The sequence below is a fragment of the Streptomyces sp. NPDC051567 genome, assembly GCF_044454165.1.
Classification (GTDB): domain Bacteria; phylum Actinomycetota; class Actinomycetes; order Streptomycetales; family Streptomycetaceae; genus Streptomyces.
The window spans coordinates 1-20748 of record NZ_JBITDK010000016.1 but is presented as its reverse complement, the minus strand read 5'-3'; the positions used below and the strand labels follow the sequence as shown (position 1 = coordinate 20748).

Genomic DNA, 20748 nt, shown 5'->3' with positions numbered 1-20748 from the left:
TCGCAAAGGATCACCCATGACCGACGCCCTGGCCTGGCACAAGAGCACCTACAGCGGTGTCCGCGACGACTGCGTCGAGGTGGCCGACGACACCAGCACTGGTATCCGTCTCCGCGACAGCAAGCTCACCGACAGCCCCGTCCTCACGTTCAGCGGCTCCCGGTGGACCGCCTTCGTCCACCACATCGCTCAGCCCTGACGCCACGCGGCGTCCGCCCCACACGGTCGGTCTGTGCGCGCACAGGCCGGCCGCTTGCCCATGCCGACCCCCGGAGAAGGCCGCACATGCGCCCGGAGCGCTTCCACGAATTCGCCGCCACCGCCCTCGCCGCCGCACCCGAAGTCGCCGGTGTCGAGACGTGGGACGGGCGCCGCATCGGACTCGCCGTCACCTTCACGTCCGGCTCCCGGGTCTGGGTCGGGATCACCGGAGCCCTCCCGCCGGGCGTCAAGCACGAGGACACGGACACACCCGTCACCGGGGAAGTCCCCGTACAGATCCCCTGGCCAGAGCTGTACGACCAGGAGAAGGCCACCACACCCGCCCAGGTCTGCGCGTACCTGGCCACCGCCCTGACCAACTCGGGCAACGACGAGATCCAGGCAGCCGCCTCGTACGGGGACCACGTCCAGCACCCCGGCTTCGGCGCCACCTTCCACAGCGAGGCCAAGGTGTTCTGCCTCCTGGTCCACACGGAACGCTCCGGCCGGTCCCGGGAGCCCGAGTACCAGCTCCAGGAGAACTTCTGACCCCCGGCTCCCGCCGCACGGAACGACGTACGCGCACCCCCGCGCCCGCGACCGGCACCCGGGGGCTGGCAGGGTGGGGGGATGCGTCTGATGCCGGTGACCGCCGTACTCGTTCTCGCCCTGCTGCCGGGTACGGCCCTGGCGGCCGAAACGCCGGGGGCGGGGGCGGCCTCGTTCACGCTCGCCGATCCACGGATCAAGGAGTCGAGCGGGCTGGCGGCCAGCCGGGCCCACCCCGGCGTGTACTGGACGCACAACGACAGCGACGACGGCCCGTACGTCTACGCGGTGGACTCCGCGACCGGCAGGACCGTGGCCCGGGTGACGCTGACCGGCACCGGGCAGCCGCGTGACGTCGAGGCGATCTCGCTGGGGCCGGACGGACAGCTGTACGTCGGGGACATCGGCGACAACAAGAACGGCACCTGGGACCACGTGTGGATCTACCGCTTCCCGGAGCCGAAGGAGCTGCGCGACGTCACGGTCAAGGCGACGCAGTTCACCGTCCGGTACGAGGGCGGGGCGCGCAACGCGGAGGCGCTGATGGTGCACCCGGTGACGGGCCGCGTCTACATCGCGAGCAAGAGCGAGGACAAGGGCGGGCTGTACGAGGGCCCGGCGCAACTCTCCACGGGCGGGACGAACGTGTTCCGGCGGGTCGCGGACGTGCCGTGGGTGACGGACGGGGCGTTCTCGCCGGACGGCGGGCGGCTCACGCTGCGCGGGTACTTCTTCGCGCGGACCTATCCGTGGAAGGACGGGCGTCCGCAGGGCGAGGGCGAATCGCTGGGCGCGCCGTGGCAGGGGCAGGCGGAGTCGGTGACGTACACGGCGGACGGCTCGGCGCTGATGTTCGGCTCGGAGGGCGCGAACAGCCGGGTCGTCGCGGTCCCGGTGGCCCCGGCGTCCGCCGCGCCCGGGGCGGCTCCGGCGCCCTCCGCCGGGACCTCGGCGGGGCCCGCCTCGCCGCCTGCGGCCGGTGCGGCGGCCGGGACGGGAGCGGAGGACGGTTCCTTCGCGAAGGGCGCCCTCGTCCTGGCGGTCGGAACGGTCCTGGTCCTCGCGGGCCGGCGACTGGTCCGGCGCCGCCGCCGCTCCGACGGCTGACAGCAGACGACTGACGGGCGTACGCGGCTGCGGGCGTGCGCGGGCTGACGGGCGGCCGGGCCCGCAAGGGGCCCGGGGCCGCCGGTCAGGAGTGGCCGAGGTCGGCGGCCAGGAGGTCCGTGTCCTCGTCCGCGCCGGGGACGGTCTCGGCGGCCGGGCGGAGCGGGAAGACGTCCGAGGCCATCGAGTCGAGCACCGGCGGCGCCGGGCGGAGCGGCTTCGGCATGACGGCGGCCTCGGAGTGGCCTCCGCAGCCGTACGAGAGCGAGACCAGACGGCCGTCCGCCGGGCCGAACTCGTTGGCGCAGACGCCGAACGCCTGGCCCAGCGAGCCGCCGATGGCGACGAGGAAACCGCAGGAGACGCAGGAGGCGGGCGCGGCCTGCGCCATCGGGGTCTTCGCGCCGAACGACTCGTCCCAGCGGTCGGCCGCGCTGTGCAGCCCGTAGCGGGACAGGACGCGGGCGCGCCGCATGCCGAGTTCCTCGGCGACGGAGGCGATGGAGCCGCGTACGGGGACCACCGGGGCCACGGTCAGGTCGGTGACCTCGGCGTCCTCGGCCTCGGCCAGCTCGGCCATCTCGGCGGAGACCACCGAGTTCGGCGGCGGGGCGTCCTCGCCGGACCAGCCGGGCTCCAGCCGCAGGTCCTCGGCGTCGGTGGGGAGCAGGTCGCCGGGGCCCATGTCGCCGGGGCGCAGCCGCTCGCTCCACGGCACCCATTCGGGGGCCAGCAGGGCGTCCTCGCCGGGCAGCAGCACCGTTTCGTCGAGGGTGACGTTCTTCGCGCGGGAGGCGCGGGTCACCGTGACGGCCCAGCGCCAGCCCCGGTAGCCCGGCTCCTTGCACTCGAAGAAGTGCGTGACGACCCGGTCGCCCTCCGCCACGACGGAGACGTGCGCGCCCACCACACCGGGGAAGGCGGCCTCCTCGGCCGCCGTGCGGGCGAGGTCTACCGCCTCGGCGCAGAGGCGGTCGGGGGTACGCGGGGTACGGCTTCGCGTCGTCGCAGCACTCACTGGTCTCGTTCTCTCCTACGCCGTCTCACGAGTGCGCCGTCCGTACTGTCGTCCACAACGACCCGTCGGTCCTGTCCGTACGTGGCGCGGGCGGAGCGGACCAGAGGGCCGCGTCGACGTCCGCACCCGATCGGCCTCGGGCGCACCTACCTGCGATCCATTCTGCGGGATCGCGAAGAGGCGCGCGGCCAAGAGCAACCGCCGGTGGCGCGCTACGCACGCTACCTCCTCCGAAGCCCTGGGCCCACATGCGAGGTCCGATTCGCCGACAAGCCCGCCGCCGGTCAGGCGGCTCGCGAGGGCCGGTGAGGGGCTGCGAAGGGCTGTGAAGGGGGTCCGGGACGCGCCGGGAGGGGTCCGGGAGGGCCCGGTGGGGCAGTCCGGTGGGGCAGTATGGCCGGGTGGCACCCGTACGGTCGTCCGCCGTCGGCCCGGGACCGGTCAGACGGGCCGGCCGGGCCGTCGGCCGTGCCGTACGGCGGCCCGTGGCCGGTGCGGCGCGGGGCATCCGGCGGGCCACGCACGCGAACGGGGCCGGCGAGTCGGGGCTCGGCAAACTGATCGAGCTGCACGCCATCAACGGCGCCGGCGATGTGATGATCACCGTGGCGCTGGCCTCGACGGTGTTCTTCTCCGTTCCCACGGACGAGGCGCGCGGCCGGGTCGCCCTGTACCTGCTGATCACCATGGCGCCTTTCACCCTGCTGGCCCCGGTGATCGGCCCGCTGCTGGACCGGCTGCCGCACGGGCGGCGGGCCGCGATGGCGAGCGCGATGCTGGCGCGGGCGCTGCTGGCGCTGACGATGTCGGGCGCCGTGGCGACGGGCGGGCTGGAGCTGTACCCGGCGGCGCTGGGCGTGCTCGTCGCCTCCAAGACGTACGGGGTGGTGCGCAGCGCGGTGGTGCCGAGGCTGCTCCCGCCGGGGTTTTTGCTGGTCAGAGCCAACTCGCGGGTCACGCTGGCCGGGCTGCTGGCCACGGGCGCGGCGGCGCCGGTGGCGGTCGCGCTGCACGCGATCGGGCCGCCGTGGCCGCTGTACGGGGCCTGCGCGATCTTCGTCTGGGGCACCTTCGCGGCGTTCACGCTCCCGCACAAGGTGGACGAGGCCAAGGGCGAGCGCCGGGCCCGGCTCTCGACGCGCGACACCCCGCGCCTCGCACCACGCGTCCCGGCGCGGGTCTCTTCCCGGGTCACTTCGCGCGCCTCTTCCCGTGACGCTTCTGCCTCTTCCCGTGCGTCGGCGCGCAAGGCGCGGTCCCCTCGGCCGGGGCTGCGCACGGTGGGGCCGTCGGTGCTGTGCGGGCTGCTGGCCAATGCCGCGATGCGCGGGCTCTCCGGGTTCCTGATCTTCTTCCTGGCGTTCCTGCTGCGCGAGCATCCGCTGTCGGGGCAGAGCGCGGCGGTGTCGCTAAGCGTCGTCGGGATCGCGGCGGGGCTCGGCAACGCGTGCGGGACGGCGGTGGGCGCGTGGCTGCGGGCCCGCGCGCCGGAGGCCATCGTCGCGGCGGTGCTCGCCCTGACGCTCGGGGTCGCGGTGGTCGCGGCGGTCTTCTTCAGCGGGCTGTTCACGGTGGTGCTGGGCGCGACGGCGGGGTTCAGCCAGGCCCTGGCGAAGCTGTCGCTGGACGCGATGATCCAGCGGGACGTGCCGGAGTCCGTGCGGAACTCGGCCTTCGCCCGCTCGGAGACGCTGCTCCAGATGGCCTGGGTGCTGGGCGGCGCGATCGGCATCGCCCTGCCGCTCAACGGCGTGCTGGGCATGGCCGTCGCCGCGACGACGGCCGCCCTGGGCACGGCCACCGCCCTCCGCGGCCTCCACTCCACCCCCCACCACCACCCGGGCACCTCCCGCCCCAGAGTCGCGTAACGCCCGGGGCCACCTGGCGGGGTACCGGGGTGCGGGGGCCGGTCCGGGCGCCGTTTCACGTGAAACCCCGGGCGCCGTTTCACGTGAAACGACGCGTACGCGCGCAGGTGCGGAACCGGGCGCGGCCCGGGGCCGGGGTGGGACGAAGTCCCCGGGGCGGTGCGGGTCCCGGGGCGGGCGCGCCCTCGTCCCACCCCGGGCGGAGCCTGGGGCGCGGGTGCGGGGTCCGGGTGCGGGACCGGGGCGGAGCCCGGGGGGTGGGACCGGGGGGTGGGACCGGGGGGTGGGACCGGGGCGGAGCCCCGCGTCAAGGTGCGGACCCCGGCGCCCGGGTCGGGACGGCCCGGGCGCGGGGTCCGGCCTCCCCGGCTGCCGCCGGGGATACGGGCCTGCCCGGGTCCGGCTTCGCCTGCCCGGGTCCGGGCGGAGCCCGGGGTCCTGGGCCCGGGCCGGGTGCCGGTCAAGGCTCGGGCAGAGCCTGGGGGTGGGTTGTGGGCGAAGCCCGGAGCGGGACGAAGTCCCCGTCCCGCCCCGGGCGAAGCCGGAGGTACAGGTCCGGGCGGAGCCCGGGGTTCTGGGTGCGGGGTGCGCCCCCGCATCAGAGGTACGGGGGCGCACCCGGGCCCGGGTACCCGTCAAGGCCCGGGCGGAGCCCGGGGGGCGCGGCGCGCCGCGGGTCGGCGGGACCCCCGTGCGGCGGCGGGGCCGGGCGGCCCGATAGCCTTCGGCTCATGACCGCAACGCTTTCCCCGGGTAGGGCCCGCCGCAGTGTCGCGGCCCTCGGAGCCGTGTCCGCCGGCTTCCTCCTCCTGTCCGCCTGCGAGAAGCCGACGCCGCTGGCGACCGTGACGATCGGCACCTCCTCGGTGTCCGCCGAAGCCGCCTGCCGCGACGCCAAGGAACTCTCCCTGGACAAGGTCCAGGAGTGCCTCACCCATCTGAAGGACGCCAAGACCATCGAGTACGGTCGCGGCGACACCCTGCGCCTCGGGGTCGAGCCCGAGGTCGTCGAGGACGGCAAGCAGTGGCAGGCGGTCCTGGACGGCCAGCCCATCACCGAGCCCTCCTCCAACACCTACCGCAGCTTCGCGGGCGCCGACGTCTTCGCGACCGGCGGCGAGGGCCAGGTCCCGGACTCGAAGAAGCTGGCCTTCGTGGAGCTCGGCAAGGACGGCAAGCCGCTCGCCGTCTGGACCTTCAACCTCAAGCTCAAGTAACCGGACGCCCCCGGTGCGCGTGCTCGTCGTGACCGCGGTGGCGGCGGAGGCCGACTCCGTCACCACCGGCCTGACCCCCCATCCGGACACCCCCGGCCCCGAGCCGCGCACCCTGCTCACCGGGTCCTCCCGGACGGAGTCCGGGAGCGGGTACCGCGTCGTGCGCCGGGACCTCCCGGGCATCGCCTTCGACGTCCTCGCCGGTGGCGTCGGCCCCGCGGCGGCAGCCGCCGCCACCGCCACCGCCCTGACCCTCGCCGACTACGGGCTCGTGGTCAGCGCCGGGATCGGCGGCGGGTTCGCTCCCGCCGCACCGCCCGGCTCGCTCGTGGTCGCCGACGCGATCGTCGCCGCCGACCTGGGCGCCGAGACCCCCGACGGGTTCGTGGACGTCCGGGCCCTCGGCTTCGGGCACAGCGTGCACCTGCCGCCCGCCGAGCTGGCCGCCCGCGCCGCCGAGGCGACCGGGGCCCTGCTCGCGCCCGTGCTCACCGTCTCCACCGTCACCGGCACCGCCGCCCGCGCCGCCGAGCTGACCGCCCGGCACCCGCTGGCCGGGGCCGAGGCGATGGAGGGGTTCGGGGTCGCCGAGGCCGCCGCCGCGCACGGGCTGCCCGTACTGGAGATCCGCGCCGTGTCCAACGCCGTGGGCCCGCGCGACCGCGACGCCTGGCGGATCGGGGAGGCCCTGGCCGCCCTGACCGAAGGCTTCCGCGCGCTGGGACCCGTACTCGCGCTCGCGCAGCAGGGAGACCCCCATGAGCACCGGTGACCTTCGCGACCCGCTGCGGATCGCCTACTCGCCGTGCCCCAACGACACCTTCGTCTTCGACGCCTGGGCGCACGGCCGCGTCCCCGGCGCGCCCGCCCTCGACGTCACCTTCGCCGACATCGACGTCACCAACGGCATGGCCGAACGCGGTGAGCTGGACGTGCTGAAGGTGTCGTACGCGGTCCTGCCCTGGGTGCTGGAGGAGTACGCGCTGCTGCCCTGCGGCGGCGCGCTGGGGCGCGGCTGCGGGCCGCTGGTGCTGGCCCGGGAACCCGGCCTGGAGCTGGCGGGGAAGACCGTCGCCGTGCCGAGCGAGCGCTCCACCGCCTACCTGCTGTTCCGGCTGTGGGCGGCGGACGTCCTGCCCGCCGGGGTCGGCGAGGTGGTCGTGCTGCCGTTCCACGAGATCATGCCGGCGGTCCGTGACGGCCGGGTGGACGCCGGACTGGTCATCCACGAGGCCCGCTTCACCTACCAGGGCTACGGACTGCACCGCCTGGCGGACATGGGCGAGCACTGGGAGTCCACGACCGGGCTGCCGATCCCGCTCGGCGCGATCATCGCGCGGCGCTCGCTGGGCCCCGAGCGGCTGCGGGCCCTGGCCGAGGCGGCCCGCACGTCGGTGCGGATGGCCTGGGCGGACCCGGAGGCGTCCCGGCCGTACGTCCGCGCCCACGCCCAGGAGCTGGACCCGGCCGTCGCCGACCAGCACATCGGGCTCTACGTGAACGAGTTCACCGCCGGTCTCGGCGAGTCCGGGTACGCGGCGGTGCGCGGGCTGCTGACGCGGGCGGCGGCCGAGGGCCTGGTCCCGCCCGTCCCGGCGGGCGCGCTGGACTTCCCGTAAGGGTTTCCCTAGGGGTTGCCGTGATTCCCGTAGTGCCCGTACGTACCCGTACGCACCCATGAGGCCCCCCCGCGGGGGCCGGGCCCGGGGCGCGGGCGACCGTACCCGTACGGCCCCTACGACGGTGCCCCGCCGGCTCCGGTGAGCGGCGGGGCACTGTCGTGGGGATGGGTCGCGGAAGGGGTCCGCGGGAGGGGCCGCGGGAGGATCAGAGGGATCAGACGTCGAGCTGGTCGGCCACCGCGCGGAGCATTCCGGCGATCTTCCCGCCGTGCGCCTTGTCGGGGTAGCGGCCCCGCTCCAGCTGCTGGGTGACGTTCTCCAGCAGCGTGGTCAGGTCCTGCACGATCGACGCGAGTTCGTCGGGCTTGCGCCGCTGGGCTGCCGCGACGGAAGGCGTAGGGTCCAGTACCGTCACCGAAAGTGCCTGGTCACCGCGTTGTCCGGCGACGACGCCGAACTCGACGCGCTGACCGGGCTTGAGCGCGTCCACACCGTCGGGAAGTACCGACGAGTGGACGAAGACGTCGCCGCCGTCGTCACGGGAGAGGAAGCCGAAGCCCTTCTCACTGTTGAACCACTTGACCTTGCCGGTAGGCACGTCCGTCCTCTGTCCTTGTGTTCGTCGGGTCCGGGGGGCCGTGGGACGGCTCCGGAGAGCAGCGCGGCGGGTCCTGTCGCTACCCGCCGGTTCAAGGCTAGTGGTCCAGGGGCCGGTGACAAGTCGTTACCCGGTCCTTCGCTGTCGTCCGCTTCGGCCAGGGAACTACCCTGGTGGCGTGACTGTTACTCCTCATCCCGACGAAGCGCGGCCCGGCGACGCACTGGTCAAGGCCGGTGGTGTCGTCTTCATCCTCGGCGCCGTGGCGACCCTGGCGACGATGGCCCCGCTGTTCCTGGGCACCGAGCCGTTCCCGTCCTACGCCTGGGCGCTGTGCATGCTCATGGGCGTCGGCTTCGCCATCTCGGCGGCGGGCGTGCTGCGCTCGGCCGCCGCGCAGCGCCGGGCGGCCCGCGCCTCCCAGGCGGCGGCCCCGGCGGCCCCCCGGGCCACCTGACGGGCGGCCCGGAGCCCCGCCGGGAGCCCCGCCCGGCGCGTGCCGGGCGGCCCCGGACCGGGGCCGGGCTCCGCCGTGCGCTCCCCCGGCCGCCGGTGCCGTGACCCGTCAGACCTCCGGCTCCGCCTGCTCCTCCTGGCGCCCGGTGTGCGCGCTGTGTCCGGTGTGCGCGGCGAGCCACTGCGGCAGCGCGGTCAGGTCCGCCAGCACCACGTCCGCGCCCGCCGCCCGCAGCTCCGCCCCGGGGCACGGGCCGGTGGGCACCGTCACCGACAGCGCGCCCGCCGCACGGGCCCCGCGTACGTCGCCCACGTGGTCGCCGACGTAGATCCGCGCGCCGTACTCCCGCAGCGCCCGCGCCTTGCCCTCCGCCCAGAGGCCGCCGACGACCGCGTCCGGAACGATGCCGAGGTGTTCCAGGTGGAGCCGGGCGTTGGGCTCGTACTTGGCGGTGACGACGATCGCCCGGCCGCCGAGCGCCCGCACGGCCTCGACGGCTTCGCGCGCGCCCGGCAGCGCGGGGGTCGGCGCGATGGCGTACGCCGGGTAGATCGCCCGGAACCGGTCGGCCATGGCCGCGATCTCGGACGGCGGGAACCAGAGCGCGAGTTCCTCGGCCAGCGGCGGGCCGAGCCGTGAGACGGCCGCGTCGGCGTCGATGAAGGTTCCCGTCTCGGCCGACAGGGCCCGGTAGACGGCCCTGATGCCCGGGCGCGAGTCGATGAGGGTCATGTCGAGGTCGAAGCCGACGGTCAGCGGGTGCGCGGCGGGCGCGGTGGACGGGGCGGCGGGCGGGGCGGGGGTCTCGGAGCTCATGGCCGCCATTGTGCCGAGGGCGTGCCGGGGCACCGGTCCGGCCCCCGGGCGGCGGGGCCGGGACCGCAGGTACCGACCCCGGCGTACGGGTGCCCCGGGCGGCGAGGCCGGGCGCGGCGGGCGGCGAGGCCGGGCGCGGCGGGCGGCGAGGCCGGGTGTCAGCGCCTGCGGGCCCGCCAGACCAGGTACAGCGCGGAGGCGACGCCCGCCGTGCGGGCCAGCCACGGCCCCATGCCCTGGAGGGCGGCGCCCAGCTGGTCGCTGGTCAGGGCCTCGCCCCAGCGGCCGTCCATCCGGCCCCAGAGCCAGAGCGCCGCGCCCGCGAGGACGGCGCCGGGCGGGCCGAGGACGGTCCACTTGCGCTCGACGGGGCCGAGCACGCGGGAGCCGTAGGGCAGGAGCCAGCCGACGACCAGGAGCAGCCAGGAGCCGGTGGCCACGCCCGCGACGAGGACGGCCGCGGCCAGCAGCAGGAAGACGTTCGGCCGGGGCCGGGCGGCCGGGGCCTCCTGCTTCCCCTCCTTCTCCGCCTTCTCCGCTCCGGGCGGCGCCGCGGCCGGCTTGGCGCGCAGCCGTTCGCGCACCCCCCGTACGAGCGCCTTCGCCCGCGCCGGGCGGCCGGGCGGGGACTTCGGACCCGGCTCGTCCTCGTCCTCGTCCTCCGGGCCCTTCTTGAAGAGGTCGGGGATCTCGATGCCGCCCGCGAAGCCCTCGACCTGCGGGCCGGAGCCGTACGCGCCCGGGGCGACGCGCCACCAGTCGGGCTCGGCGCCGTCCCCGGGCCCGAGTTCGTCGAGCCCGGCCAGGTGCGGGGGCGCGGGCGCGGTGTCCGCCGGGCGGGGCGGAGGCACGACGGGTTTGCGGCGCAGCAGACCGGTGCCGCGCTGCACGGGCACGACCGGCACCGGCGGCACGGACGGCACCGGGCCGGGCGGCGGAGCCTGCGCCACGGAACCGGAACCGGAGCCCGGTGCGGCACCCGGCGCGGGTCCCGGGGGCCGGTCCGGGGCCGACAGGCTGCCGAGGGTGTCCAGGACCTCCTCCGGCGTGCCGATCCGTTCCAGGATGCGGCGGACGGCCGCCGGGGTCTCCGGTTCGTACTTGGCGCGCCGACGGTCGATCTCGTCCCGCAACCCCGCCACCAGCCGCATCCGGTCGGCCGAGGCGAGCTGTCGTCGGTGCGCCAAGTCGCCGACCCGGCTCAGATATTCGTAGACAAGATGGTCGCTTTCGATCCCCATGCCCCGGCTCCTCCCATACCGCCTGCCGGAAAGGTAGCGCGTGCGCCCGTGGAGCCGCCGTGGACGCAGCGGATACCGTTGACCGGATGGGGACCGGCCGACTACCGGCCGACGCGACCAGGAGGCGACTGTGCCCGAGGCAAGCACTGCTGCGGAAGGCTCCGCGGGACCCCCGGCGGACGCCGGGCCGGACGGCCCCGCAGGCACGGGAGCCGCCGGTACGGGCGGCCCGGGTACGAGCGGCTCCGACGGCCCGGGTACGAGCGCGGGTACGAGCGCGGGTACGGGAGGCTCCGGTTCCGGTGGCTCCGGCGCGAGTTCCGGTGGCTCCGGTGGGGCGGCGGCTCCGCGGTCGCTCGCCGAGGCGCTGCGCACCCGGGACGACACCGCGCTCGCCGCGCTGCTGCGTGCCCGCCCCGACCTGCTCGTGCCGGTGCCCGGTGACATGACCCAGCTCGCCACCCGGGCCGGTACCCGCGCCTCGGTGATCCGGGCCCTGGACCACCTCGACCGGTTCGCGCTCCAGACCGCGGAGGCCCTGGCGGTCGCCCCGGAACCGTGTCCGTACCCGGTGCTGGAGGCGCTGCTGACCGGCCACCACGGCGCGAACGCCGGCGAGAGCCCCGCCCGCGCCGCGCTCCCCCGCACCCTGGGCGTCCTGCGGGACCAGGCCCTGGTGTGGGGCGACGAGGACCGGCTGCGGCTGGTCCGCACCGCCCGCGAACTGCTCGCGCCCTCGCCCGGACGGCCCTCCCCGACCGGGCTCGGGCCCACCGTCGCGGAGGCCACGGCCGGGATGTCGCCGACCCGCGTCCAGGAGATCGTCGCCACCGCCGGGCTGCCCGCCACCCATGACCCCGTCTCCGCCGTGACCGCGCTGACCGGGCTCTTCACCGACCCGGAGCGGATGTCTGCCCTGCTGGACCAGGCCCCGGCCGAGGCCCACCAGGTGCTGGGGCGGCTCGTGTGGGGGCCGCCGTACGGGGAGGTGACCCCGCATCCGGCCCCGCCCGTGCGCTGGCTGCGCGACCGGGGGCTGCTGCTGCCCACCTCGGCACGGACCGTCGTCCTGCCCCGCGAGGTGGCGCTGCACCTGCGCGGCGGCCTCGCGCACCGGGACACCGCGCCGCTGCCCCCGCCGGTCGGCACGCACCGCGAACACCGTCCACAGCTTGTGGACGCGAACGCCGCCGGTCAGGCACTGGCCGCGCTGTCCACCGTCGAGGAGCTGGTGAAGTCCTGGGAGCACACCGGCCCGGTGGTGCTGCGGGCGGGCGGGCTCTCCGTACGGGACCTGAAGCGGGCCGCGGCCACCGTGGACACCACCGAGCCGGCGACGGCGTTCTGGACCGAACTCGCCTACACCGCCGGACTGCTGGCCAGTGACGGGGAGACGGACGAGCGGTACGCGCCCACGCCCGCCTTCGACACCTGGACCGCCCTGGCGCCCGCCGAGCGGTGGGCGGTGCTGGCCGTGGCCTGGCTGCCCGCCACCCGCACGGCCGGTCTCGTCGGCGACCAGGACGGCAAGGGCCGCACCCTCGCCGCGCTGGGCCCCGGACTCGACCGCTCCGCCGCCCCCGAGGTGCGCCGGCGCGTCCTCGAACTCCTCGCCGCCCTGCCCGAGGGCGGCTCCGCCGACCCGGCCGCGCTGCTGGCCCGGCTCGCCTGGGAACGCCCGGTGCGCGGGACGAGCGACCTGCGGGCCCGGCTCGCGCACTGGACGCTGACCGAGGCGGAGCTCCTCGGCGTCACCGGCCGGGGCGCGCTCTCGGCGCACGGCCGCGCCCTGCTGGAACACCGCGACCCGGCGCCGCCGCTGGCCCCGCTGCTCCCCGAGCCGGTGGACCACGTCCTGCTCCAGGCCGACCTGACGGCCGTGGCCCCCGGACCGCTGCGCCGCCCGCTCGGCGACACCCTGGCGGTGCTCGCGGAGGTGGAGTCCAAGGGCGGGGCGACGGTGTACCGCTTCACGCCCGGCTCCGTACGCCGCGCCCTGGACGCCGGGCACACCGCCACCGACCTGCACGCCTTCCTCGCCGAGCACAGCCGGACCCCGGTCCCGCAGCCGCTGGCGTACCTGATCGACGACGTCGCCCGGCGGCACGGGCAGTTGCGGGTCGGCGTGGCCTCCTCGTACGTGCGCTGCGACGACGACGGCATGCTGAACGAGATCCTGGCCGACAAGCGCTCGGCCGGGCTGGGCCTGCGCCGCCTCGCGTCGACCGTGCTGGCCTCGCAGGCCGAACCCGCCGCCCTGCTCGACGGGTTGCGGGCGATGGGGTACGCCCCGGCCGCGGAGTCCCGGACCGGCGACGTGCTGGTGTCCCGGGACACCGCCCACCGCACCCCGGCCCGCCCGGCGCCCGCACCCGTCCCGGACGGCCCGCCGGTACCGGGGGCGCCGCTGCTGGGCGCGGCCGTACGGGCCATCCGCGCGGGCGACCTGGCCTCGACGGTCGTCCGCAAACCGCCCGCGGGCCCGGCCGCGGGCGCCCCGGTCCCGGGCGGGCTCCCGCGGACGAGCGCGGCGGAGACCCTGGCGACCGTGCAGGCGGCGGCGCTGACGGGCTCGGCGGTGTGGATCGGTTACGTGAACGCGGAGGGCTCGGCGAGTCAGCGGGTCATCGACCCGGTCCGGGTGGAGGGCGGCTTCGTCACCGGCTACGACCACACGGCGGACGAGGTCCGGACGTACGCCCTGCACCGGATCACGGGCGTGGCGGAACTGGCGGACGACCAGGTCTGACGGGTCGGGTGGGGTGAGGGGGGCGGCGGGGCTCGGCGGGCCGGTGCCGGAGTCTTCCCCCGGGGGCGGCTCCGGCCGCACCATGCGGCGGTGAAGAGCGACCACGTGGTTCTCGACTGCGCAGTGCCCTTCGGGGAGCGGATCAGCCGGATCGCCGAGGCGTGGACCCGCGACGGCCGCGACCGCGGCCACCTGGTGACCGGCAAGGCGTTCTTCGCGGTCCACTCCTGGCACCTCCGGCACCGGATCGACCCCGACACCACGGAGGCGGAGTACGTCACCGCCTCGCACGAAGCCATCGGCGGCGACGAGGGCTGGGAGGCGATGCTGCGTGAGCGGGTCTTCTGCGAGAGCTGCGGTGACCGCTACCGGCTGGAGAACATCGGCCTGTGCACCGGCTGCATGCGGTACGCCTGCTACGTCTGCGCCACCCACGGGTCCTGCACCGGCGAACTGGTCTGACCCGCCGCCCCGGCACAAGCCCCGCACCAACCGGCCCAAGCCCCGGCCCCGGCAGGCGGGTGGGGCGGCGAAAACCGCTGGCCACGCGGGTCCGGGACCCCGCACCCTGCCTCCATGACCGAAGCACCCGCGCCCGACGTGACCACGACGACCGGAGCGCCCACGGCCCCCGCCGCCGCGACCGGGGCGCCCGCGACCGGGACCCCGCCGCGCGGCATCCGCGCGGCGCACACCGCCGACACGGTCACGGTCTACCAGGCGTACGGCCCGCACCTGGGCCTGCCGGCCGCCCGCGACGGCCGGTTCCCGCCCGCCTGGAAGCGGGAGCGGATGACATGGATCAAGCCGTCGTTCCTGTGGATGATGTACCGCTGCGGCTGGGCCACCAAGGCGGACCAGGAGACGGTGCTGGCCGTCGAGATCACCCGCGAGGGCTTCGACGCGGCACTGGCCCGGGCCCGCCTGTCGCACTACGCGCCGCACGTGCACGCGGACCGGGCGAGCTGGCGGCGCGACCTCGCCCGCTCCCCGGTCCGCGCGCAGTGGGACCCGGAACGCGACCTCCACCTGAACCCGCTCCCGTACCGCTCCCTCCAGCTGGGCCTGTCCGGGCCCGCCTCCCGCGCGTACGCCGACACGTGGACGGTCGCCGTCCGCGACGTGACCCCGCTGGCCCGGGAGATCCACGCCCTGCTCCGCTCCGGCGACCCGGACGCGGCCCGCGCCCTGCTCCCCCCACAGCCCCCGTACCCGGCGCCCCCGCTCCCCCACCTCGACGCCTGACACGGCCCGGGGCGTACCGCGGGTGCCACGTACGGGTACCGGGTCCGCCCGCATGCCGGGTTCCCCCGTGCCCCGCCGTACGGCACACTGGAGGTTTGACCTGAGTGAAACGGGGCGCCTCGCGTGAATGGTCCGCTTATCGTCCAGAGTGACAAAACCCTTCTGCTTGAGGTCGACCACGAGCTGTCCGGGGCGGCGCGGCGTGCCATCGCTCCCTTCGCCGAGCTGGAGCGGGCTCCCGAGCACATCCACACCTACCGGATCACCCCGCTGGGGCTGTGGAACGCCCGGGCCGCCGGGCACGACGCCGAGCAGGTCGTGGACGCGCTCGTCGAGTTCTCCCGCTACCCCGTCCCGCACGCGCTGCTCGTCGACGTCGCCGAGACCATGGCGCGCTACGGCCGCCTGACCCTCTCCAAGCACCCCGTCCACGGGCTGGTCCTGACCAGCACCGACCGGCCCGTGCTGGAGGAGATCCTGCGCTCCAAGCGGATCATCCCGCTCGTCGGGGCGCGGCTCGACCCGGACACGGTGGCCGTGCACCCCTCCGAGCGCGGGCAGATCAAGCAGACCCTGCTCAAGCTGGGCTGGCCGGCCGAGGACCTCGCCGGGTACGTGGACGGCGAGGCCCACCAGATCGACCTGGTCGAGGACGGCTGGGCGCTGCGGCCCTACCAGCAGCAGGCCGTCGAGGGGTTCTGGCACGGCGGCTCCGGGGTGGTCGTGCTGCCCTGCGGCGCCGGGAAGACGCTGGTCGGCGCCGGTGCCATGGCGAAGGCCAAGGCGACCACGCTGATCCTGGTGACCAACACCGTCTCGGCCCGGCAGTGGAAGCACGAGCTGGTCAAGCGGACCTCGCTGACGGAGGAGGAGATCGGCGAGTACTCCGGCACCCGCAAGGAGATCCGGCCCGTCACCATCGCCACGTACCAGGTCCTGACGACCAAGCGGAAGGGCGTCTACCCGCACCTGGAGCTCTTCGACTCCCGGGACTGGGGCCTGATCCTCTACGACGAGGTGCACCTGCTGCCCGCGCCCGTCTTCAAGTTCACCGCCGACCTCCAGGCGCGGCGCCGGCTCGGTCTGACCGCCACGCTGGTGCGCGAGGACGGCCGCGAGTCGGACGTCTTCTCGCTCATCGGGCCCAAGCGGTTCGACGCGCCGTGGAAGGAGATCGAGGCGCAGGGCTACATCGCGCCCGCCGACTGCGTGGAGGTCCGGGTCAACCTGACGGAGTCGGAGCGGCTCGCGTACGCGACGGCCGAGACGGAGGAGAAGTACCGCTTCTGTGCGACGACCGCGACCAAGCGGAAGGTCACCGAGGCGCTCGTGCGCAAGCACCAGGGCGAGCAGACCCTCGTCATCGGTCAGTACATCGACCAGCTCGACGAGCTCGGCGAGCACCTGGACGCCCCCGTCATCAAGGGCGAGACCTCCAACGCGCAGCGCGAGAAGCTCTTCAACGCCTTCCGCGAGGGCGAGATCAGTGTGCTGGTCGTGTCGAAGGTGGCGAACTTCTCCATCGACCTGCCGGAGGCGACGGTCGCCATCCAGGTCTCCGGAACCTTCGGCTCCCGGCAGGAGGAGGCCCAGCGGCTGGGCCGGGTGCTGCGCCCGAAGGCGGACGGCCACGAGGCGCGGTTCTACTCGGTCGTGGCCCGCGACACCATCGACCAGGACTTCGCCGCGCACCGCCAGCGCTTCCTCGCCGAGCAGGGCTACGCCTACCGGATCATGGACGCCGACGAACTCCTGGCGACCGACTGACCTCCCCGGGAACGGCGGCCGGCGCGACTGAGGGAACCGGGGGGAAGCGGGCGGGGAGGAACGGGCCCCTCCGCCCGGCCGGGTCCGCTCAGCGGTCGGGGCGCGGTACCCGGTGACGCCCGGCGGGCCGGCTCTCGTGGTCCTGCGGGGTTCCGGCACGGCGGGTGGTCTCCTTCCTGAAGGGTGATCTCGGGGCGGGGACCCGGTCGTCCGGGGCCCCGGTGGACCGGCGGGCCGGTCCGCGCACCACGGCCGCCAGCGCCACGGTGAGCAGCGGGAGGCACCAGACCCACAGGTGCGGCCAGTCCAGCAGCAGGCTCCGGCCGGTGGCGGGCAGGTGCCGGGCCCAGAACTCGGCGGACGCCTGCGGGAGGACCAGCAGGCCCAGCAGCACGGTGCCCGTGAGACCGGCCAGCGCGGTCAGCCCGGCCCGGACCCGGCCGGTCAGCAGCAGGTAGGGGACGAGGACCGCCGGGGTCAGGGTGATCCCGGCGGCGACGCCCAGGGCGAAGCCCTTGCCGAGCGCGGCACCTTGCCTGCCGAGGTCCCACAGGACCAGGCAGGTGAGGGCCAGGTTGATCTGGCCGGACAGCGGATTCTGGAACAGGGGCTCCAGCCACAGCCCGGCGACGGTGACGGCCAGGACGGCCCCCGGCCGGGCCCGCAGCCCCGCGAGGCGGCAGGACAGCAGGACCAGCAGGGCGAGCAGCCAGGCGTTGCCGAGGACGAGTACGGCCTTGAGGACCCAGGCGGGCAGCCAGGCGGCGGGGGTGAAGAGGATCGCCGCGAACGGCGGGTACGCGGCGGGCGGGCGCCACTCGGCGGCGGCGAGGGCGAGAACGAGGGCCTCGGCCACCGGGACACGGGAGACGAGACAGAACAGGCCGAGCACGAGCAGCGAACCCGTGACCAGCATGCCGACGAGAGCCGACGGCGAGCGGCTGGGGTCGGGGCTCCGGTTCACGCGCGTGACCTTAGTGGATCAGCCGCCCCGCACCACCGGTTCCGGCCACGGCGCCGCACGGACCGGGGCCCGGCCGCGCGCCGCGCCACCACCCCGGCGAGCTGCCCGGTTCAGCGGCGTATGACGCCCACGTCCTCGGCGTACTCACCCAGGACCACGACGCTCACGGCGGTCGCCGCGAAGACCTTCACGGCGCGCAGCACGCTGCCGAGACGGTGCCGGGAACGGGAATCGGAGAAGGCGGTGGCGCCGCTCGGGCGGCCGCCCTGGATCGAGGTGAGAGTTGCGGTGCTCATGTATCCATGGTGCGTTTTCGCGGCGCCCGGCACATCGCCCTCGGGGCGGAATCCCGGGCCCTCCCCCGTACTACTCCCGGCCCATGCCGACCCCGTCCACCCCTGCCTCAGGTCTGACACTCCCCGGTATGACACCCGTAGGGGGGAACCACCCCCAGGGGCCCATGGCCTCCCAAAACCATTCGCACCCCTCACCCCCGGTGGCTAGAATCTCCGCTCTTGCCGCGTAAGGGCTGTCCCGTACCGATCACGTGGGTCCCATCCGAATCAGCAGCCCCAGGAGGCAGTACCGTGCCCGCGCACGCCCCCGAGTCCGAGACCGGAACCCGTCCCGAACCCGACCACCACCCCCTGGACCGCGAACGCGCCCACCTCGCCGCCTCCCGCGCCGCGCTCCGGGCCATGCGCGAGGACATCGAGTCCCTCGACATCCGCGACGTCACCGCGAACTGGGTCAACTCGATCGTCCTGCGGGCCCAGATCGACGACCGCGTCAAAGCCCTCGCCGACCTCGTCCACACCCCCCTCTTCTTCGGCCGCCTCACCTACCTGCACGCCCCGGGCGCGGAACTCGCCGAGGGCGCCGGGGGCGAGCAGTTCTACATCGGCCGCCGCCACGTCCACGACGCCGCCGGCGACCCGATGGTGATCGACTGGCGCGCACCCGTCTCCCAGCCGTTCTACCGGGCCTCCAGGAAGGACCCGCAGGACGTCTCGCTGCGCCGCCGCTTCGGTTACACCGGCGGCGAACTCACCGCGTACGAGGACGAACAGCTCAGCACCCCGGCCACCGGCGCACCCACCGGCACCACCGGGGAAACGGACGGGCCCGCCGGGGAGACGTACGGTCCCTCCCCCGTCAGCAAACTCCTCCAGCGGGAGATCGAGCGTCCGCGCGTCGGCCCCATGCGGGACATCGTCGCGACGATCCAGCCCGAGCAGGACGAGATCGTCCGCTCCGGCCTCTCCGGTTCCGTCTGCGTCCAGGGAGGCCCCGGCACCGGCAAGACGGCGGTCGGCCTGCACCGGGTCGCGTACCTGCTGTACGCCCACCGTGACCGCCTCGCCCGCACCGGCACCCTCGTCATCGGGCCGAACCGTTCCTTCCTCCACTACATCGAGCAGGTCCTCCCGGCCCTGGGCGAGCTGGAGGTCCGGCAGGCCACCGTCGACGACCTGGTCGCCCGCGCCGGCCTGGAGGTACGCGGCACGGACCCGGCCGAAACCGCCGTGGTCAAGGGCGACGCCCGGATGGCCGAGGTGCTGCGCCGCGCGCTCCGGTCGCACCTCACCGAGCCCACCGAGCCGCTGATGGTGGTCCGGGGCTCCCGCAGGTGGCGCGTGCCCCCGTACGAGCTCGCCGCGATGGCCCAGGAGCTGCGCGACCGCGACATCCGCTACGGCGCCGCCCGCGACGCGCTGCCGCAGCGGATCGCGCACGCGGTCCTCGTCCGGATGGAGGAGGCGGGCGAGGCGCCGGACGACCGGGTGCAGGACGCGGTGGCGCGCAGCGCGGCGGTGAAGGCGGCCGTGAAACAGATCTGGCCGCTGGTGGAACCGGCGAAGCTGGTCCTGCGGCTCCTCGGCGACCCCGCTTTCCTCGCCGCCCACGCGGACGGAATCCTCTCGGACCACGAGCAGGAGCTGCTGCTGTGGCCGAAGCCCTTCCGGAGCGTGAAGTCCGCGCAGTGGTCGGCGGCGGACCTGGTCCTGATCGACGAGGCCGCCGACCTGGTGGAACGGACGCATTCGCTCGGCCATGTCGTCCTCGACGAGGCCCAGGACCTCTCCCCGATGCAGTACCGGGCGGTGGGACGGCGCTGCACGACGGGCTCGGCGACCGTCCTCGGCGACCTCGCCCAGGGCACCACCGCCTGGGCCACCCGCAGCTGGGACGAGGCCCTGACGCACCTGGGCAAGCCGGAGGCGGTACTGGAGGAGCTGACGGCCGGGTTCCGTGTGCCGCGCGAGGTGATCGCGTACGCCTCCCGCCTGCTGCCGTCGATCTCCCCGGGCCTGACCCCGGTCTCCTCGGTCCGCGAGACCCCGGGCTCCCTGCGCGTCGAGGAGACGGCGGACCTCACGGCCTCCGTGGTCACGGCCTGCCGCACCGCGCTGGAACACGAGGGCTCGACCGGCCTGATCGCGGCGGACTCCCGCATTCCGGCCCTGTCGGAGGCCCTCCTGGCCGCCGGCCTGCCCCACCTGTCACCGGGCGAGGAGACCACGGCGGACTCCCGCCTGACACTCGTCCCGGCCTCCCTGGCCAAGGGCCTGGAGTACGACTACGTGGTCCTGGACGAGCCCGCCGCCATCGTCTCCGCCGAACCGGACGAACGCACGGGCCTGCGCCGCCTCTACGTCTGCCTCACGCGCGCGGTCTCCGGCCTCACCCTCCTCCACACCACCCCCCTCCCCCCTGCCCTCACCTGACCCACCTGACTGAATTCAGCAGACGACCAACCGGAAATGGAGGGCATGAACGGGGAAGGCCCCCACAGACGGGGGACGGAACCGAGAACGGAAACAACCCACAGACGGGAACCATCGGCCGGAAACGGGCAGACGACCAACCGGTGACGGAACGGGGACGGAACGGGGACGGGGGCCATCAGCCGGGAACGATCAGACGGGGAGACGGGGAACAGCAACCGAGACGGGGCCCCAGGCCCGTGACGGCCAGGGACGGGGACGGGTCGGGGTGCGTGCCGGGACGTAAAACGTGATTTGTTGGCGCGCACCCAGCCCGCGCCTTTCCACCCGGCCCAGGGCGCCATAAATCATGAGTCCCGGCACGCACCCCGACCCGGCACCGGCCCCCCCCCCCCCCCCCCCCCCCCCCCCCCCCCCCCCCCCCCAACCCCCCCCCCCCCCCCCCCCCCCCCCCCCCCCCCCCCCCCCCCCCCCCCCCCCCCCCCCCCCCCCCCCCCCCCCCCCCGCCCCCCCCCCCCCCCCCCCCCCCCCCCCCCCCCCCCCCCCCCCCCCCCCCCCCCCCCCCCCCCCCCCCCCCCCCCCCCCCCCCCCCCCCCCCCC

The 20748-nt window shown here is 75.3% G+C and carries 19 protein-coding genes; 13 read left to right on the top strand and 6 right to left on the bottom strand.

Annotated features, from left to right (window positions below; genetic code table 11):
* The first annotated feature begins 16 nt into the window (after nt 1–16).
* The 3 genes from ACIA5F_RS18780 (at nt 17) to ACIA5F_RS18770 (ending at nt 1857) form a co-directional block, all read left to right on the top strand.
* Nucleotides 17–199 carry a DUF397 domain-containing protein gene (locus ACIA5F_RS18780; protein WP_399354268.1) on the top strand — a complete coding sequence of 61 codons (183 nt, stop codon included), beginning with the start codon at nt 17–19 and terminating at the stop codon, nt 197–199.
* 86 nt (nt 200–285) lie between these two features.
* The gene (locus tag ACIA5F_RS18775; protein ID WP_399354266.1) at nt 286–750 is read left to right on the top strand and encodes a hypothetical protein; all 465 of its coding nucleotides are present in this window, start codon (nt 286–288) and stop codon (nt 748–750) included.
* 81 nt (nt 751–831) lie between these two features.
* A complete protein-coding gene (locus tag ACIA5F_RS18770; RefSeq protein WP_399354264.1) occupies nt 832–1857 on the top strand; it encodes a WD40 repeat domain-containing protein in 1026 nt (341 codons plus the stop codon).
* Nucleotides 1858–1942: 85 nt separating this feature from the next.
* On the opposite strand, the gene ACIA5F_RS18765 is transcribed toward ACIA5F_RS18770, so the two are convergent.
* On the bottom strand, nt 1943–2875 hold the full coding sequence (locus ACIA5F_RS18765; protein WP_399354262.1) for a DUF3027 domain-containing protein: 933 nt from the start codon (nt 2873–2875) through the stop codon (nt 1943–1945).
* 401 nt (nt 2876–3276) lie between these two features.
* Here ACIA5F_RS18765 and ACIA5F_RS18760 point away from each other — a divergent pair, with 401 nt between their 5' ends.
* The 4 genes from ACIA5F_RS18760 to ACIA5F_RS18745 all read left to right on the top strand — a co-directional run bounded on the left by ACIA5F_RS18760 (nt 3277) and on the right by ACIA5F_RS18745 (nt 7579).
* Nucleotides 3277–4743, top strand: coding sequence for an MFS transporter (locus tag ACIA5F_RS18760; RefSeq protein ID WP_399354260.1), 1467 nt, complete (start codon nt 3277–3279; stop codon nt 4741–4743).
* Between the two features lie 731 nt (nt 4744–5474).
* Nucleotides 5475–5960, top strand: coding sequence for a DUF2771 domain-containing protein (locus ACIA5F_RS18755; RefSeq protein WP_399354258.1), 486 nt, complete (start codon nt 5475–5477; stop codon nt 5958–5960).
* 13 nt (nt 5961–5973) lie between these two features.
* Entirely contained in the window at nt 5974–6732 is a 759-nt protein-coding gene (locus ACIA5F_RS18750; protein WP_399354256.1) for a futalosine hydrolase, read from the top strand.
* Nucleotides 6719–7579 carry a 1,4-dihydroxy-6-naphthoate synthase gene (locus ACIA5F_RS18745; RefSeq protein WP_399354254.1) on the top strand — a complete coding sequence of 287 codons (861 nt, stop codon included), beginning with the start codon at nt 6719–6721 and terminating at the stop codon, nt 7577–7579. Before ACIA5F_RS18750 ends, ACIA5F_RS18745 begins: the two co-directional genes overlap by 14 nt.
* Nucleotides 7580–7796: 217 nt before the next feature.
* Here the strand turns inward: ACIA5F_RS18745 and ACIA5F_RS18740 are convergent, their stop codons facing one another.
* On the bottom strand, nt 7797–8180 hold the full coding sequence (locus ACIA5F_RS18740) for a cold-shock protein (RefSeq protein WP_046906547.1): 384 nt from the start codon (nt 8178–8180) through the stop codon (nt 7797–7799).
* A gap of 178 nt (nt 8181–8358) precedes the next feature.
* Here ACIA5F_RS18740 and ACIA5F_RS18735 point away from each other — a divergent pair, with 178 nt between their 5' ends.
* Nucleotides 8359–8637: a hypothetical protein gene (locus ACIA5F_RS18735; RefSeq protein WP_399354252.1), complete on the top strand. Its 279-nt coding sequence runs from the start codon at nt 8359–8361 to the stop codon at nt 8635–8637.
* 108 nt (nt 8638–8745) lie between these two features.
* Here ACIA5F_RS18735 and ACIA5F_RS18730 read toward each other — a convergent pair whose 3' ends face one another.
* Nucleotides 8746–9462: an HAD family hydrolase gene (locus ACIA5F_RS18730; protein ID WP_399354250.1), complete on the bottom strand. Its 717-nt coding sequence runs from the start codon at nt 9460–9462 to the stop codon at nt 8746–8748.
* Between the two features lie 149 nt (nt 9463–9611).
* On the bottom strand, nt 9612–10694 hold the full coding sequence (locus ACIA5F_RS18725; protein ID WP_399354248.1) for a hypothetical protein: 1083 nt from the start codon (nt 10692–10694) through the stop codon (nt 9612–9614).
* Between the two features lie 367 nt (nt 10695–11061).
* On the opposite strand from ACIA5F_RS18725, the gene ACIA5F_RS18720 reads away from it, so the two are divergent.
* The 4 genes from ACIA5F_RS18720 (at nt 11062) to ACIA5F_RS18705 (ending at nt 16455) form a co-directional block, all read left to right on the top strand.
* Nucleotides 11062–13443: a helicase C-terminal domain-containing protein gene (locus tag ACIA5F_RS18720; RefSeq protein ID WP_399354482.1), complete on the top strand. Its 2382-nt coding sequence runs from the start codon at nt 11062–11064 to the stop codon at nt 13441–13443.
* Nucleotides 13444–13533: 90 nt separating this feature from the next.
* On the top strand, nt 13534–13905 hold the full coding sequence (locus tag ACIA5F_RS18715) for a hypothetical protein (RefSeq protein WP_399354246.1): 372 nt from the start codon (nt 13534–13536) through the stop codon (nt 13903–13905).
* 114 nt (nt 13906–14019) lie between these two features.
* Nucleotides 14020–14688, top strand: a complete 669-nt coding sequence (locus ACIA5F_RS18710) for a DUF4291 domain-containing protein (RefSeq protein ID WP_399354244.1) — start codon at nt 14020–14022, stop codon at nt 14686–14688.
* Between the two features lie 123 nt (nt 14689–14811).
* The gene (locus ACIA5F_RS18705; RefSeq protein ID WP_399354242.1) at nt 14812–16455 is read left to right on the top strand and encodes a DNA repair helicase XPB; all 1644 of its coding nucleotides are present in this window, start codon (nt 14812–14814) and stop codon (nt 16453–16455) included.
* A gap of 88 nt (nt 16456–16543) precedes the next feature.
* Here the strand turns inward: ACIA5F_RS18705 and ACIA5F_RS18700 are convergent, their stop codons facing one another.
* Complete coding sequence (locus ACIA5F_RS18700) at nt 16544–17419, bottom strand: glycosyltransferase family 87 protein (protein WP_399354240.1); 876 nt, start codon at nt 17417–17419, stop codon at nt 16544–16546.
* Between the two features lie 110 nt (nt 17420–17529).
* On the bottom strand, nt 17530–17715 hold the full coding sequence (locus tag ACIA5F_RS18695; protein WP_399354238.1) for a hypothetical protein: 186 nt from the start codon (nt 17713–17715) through the stop codon (nt 17530–17532).
* 291 nt (nt 17716–18006) lie between these two features.
* On the opposite strand from ACIA5F_RS18695, the gene ACIA5F_RS18690 reads away from it, so the two are divergent.
* Nucleotides 18007–20148: a HelD family protein gene (locus tag ACIA5F_RS18690; protein WP_399354236.1), complete on the top strand. Its 2142-nt coding sequence runs from the start codon at nt 18007–18009 to the stop codon at nt 20146–20148.
* The last annotated feature ends 600 nt before the right edge of the window (nt 20149–20748 follow it).

Bases quoted from the DNA above. Each gene is read 5' to 3' on its own strand.
- ACIA5F_RS18695 (WP_399354238.1), bottom strand. From the start codon at position 17,715: ATGAGCACCGCAACTCTCACCTCGATCCAGGGCGGCCGCCCGAGCGGC.
- ACIA5F_RS18730 (WP_399354250.1), bottom strand. From the start codon at position 9,462: ATGGCGGCCATGAGCTCCGAGACCCCCGCCCCGCCCGCCGCCCCGTCC.
- ACIA5F_RS18710 (WP_399354244.1), top strand. From the start codon at position 14,020: ATGACCGAAGCACCCGCGCCCGACGTGACCACGACGACCGGAGCGCCC.
- ACIA5F_RS18775 (WP_399354266.1), top strand. From the start codon at position 286: ATGCGCCCGGAGCGCTTCCACGAATTCGCCGCCACCGCCCTCGCCGCC.
- ACIA5F_RS18755 (WP_399354258.1), top strand. From the start codon at position 5,475: ATGACCGCAACGCTTTCCCCGGGTAGGGCCCGCCGCAGTGTCGCGGCC.
- ACIA5F_RS18780 (WP_399354268.1), top strand. From the start codon at position 17: ATGACCGACGCCCTGGCCTGGCACAAGAGCACCTACAGCGGTGTCCGC.
- ACIA5F_RS18725 (WP_399354248.1), bottom strand. From the start codon at position 10,694: ATGGGGATCGAAAGCGACCATCTTGTCTACGAATATCTGAGCCGGGTC.
- ACIA5F_RS18745 (WP_399354254.1), top strand. From the start codon at position 6,719: ATGAGCACCGGTGACCTTCGCGACCCGCTGCGGATCGCCTACTCGCCG.
- ACIA5F_RS18770 (WP_399354264.1), top strand. From the start codon at position 832: ATGCGTCTGATGCCGGTGACCGCCGTACTCGTTCTCGCCCTGCTGCCG.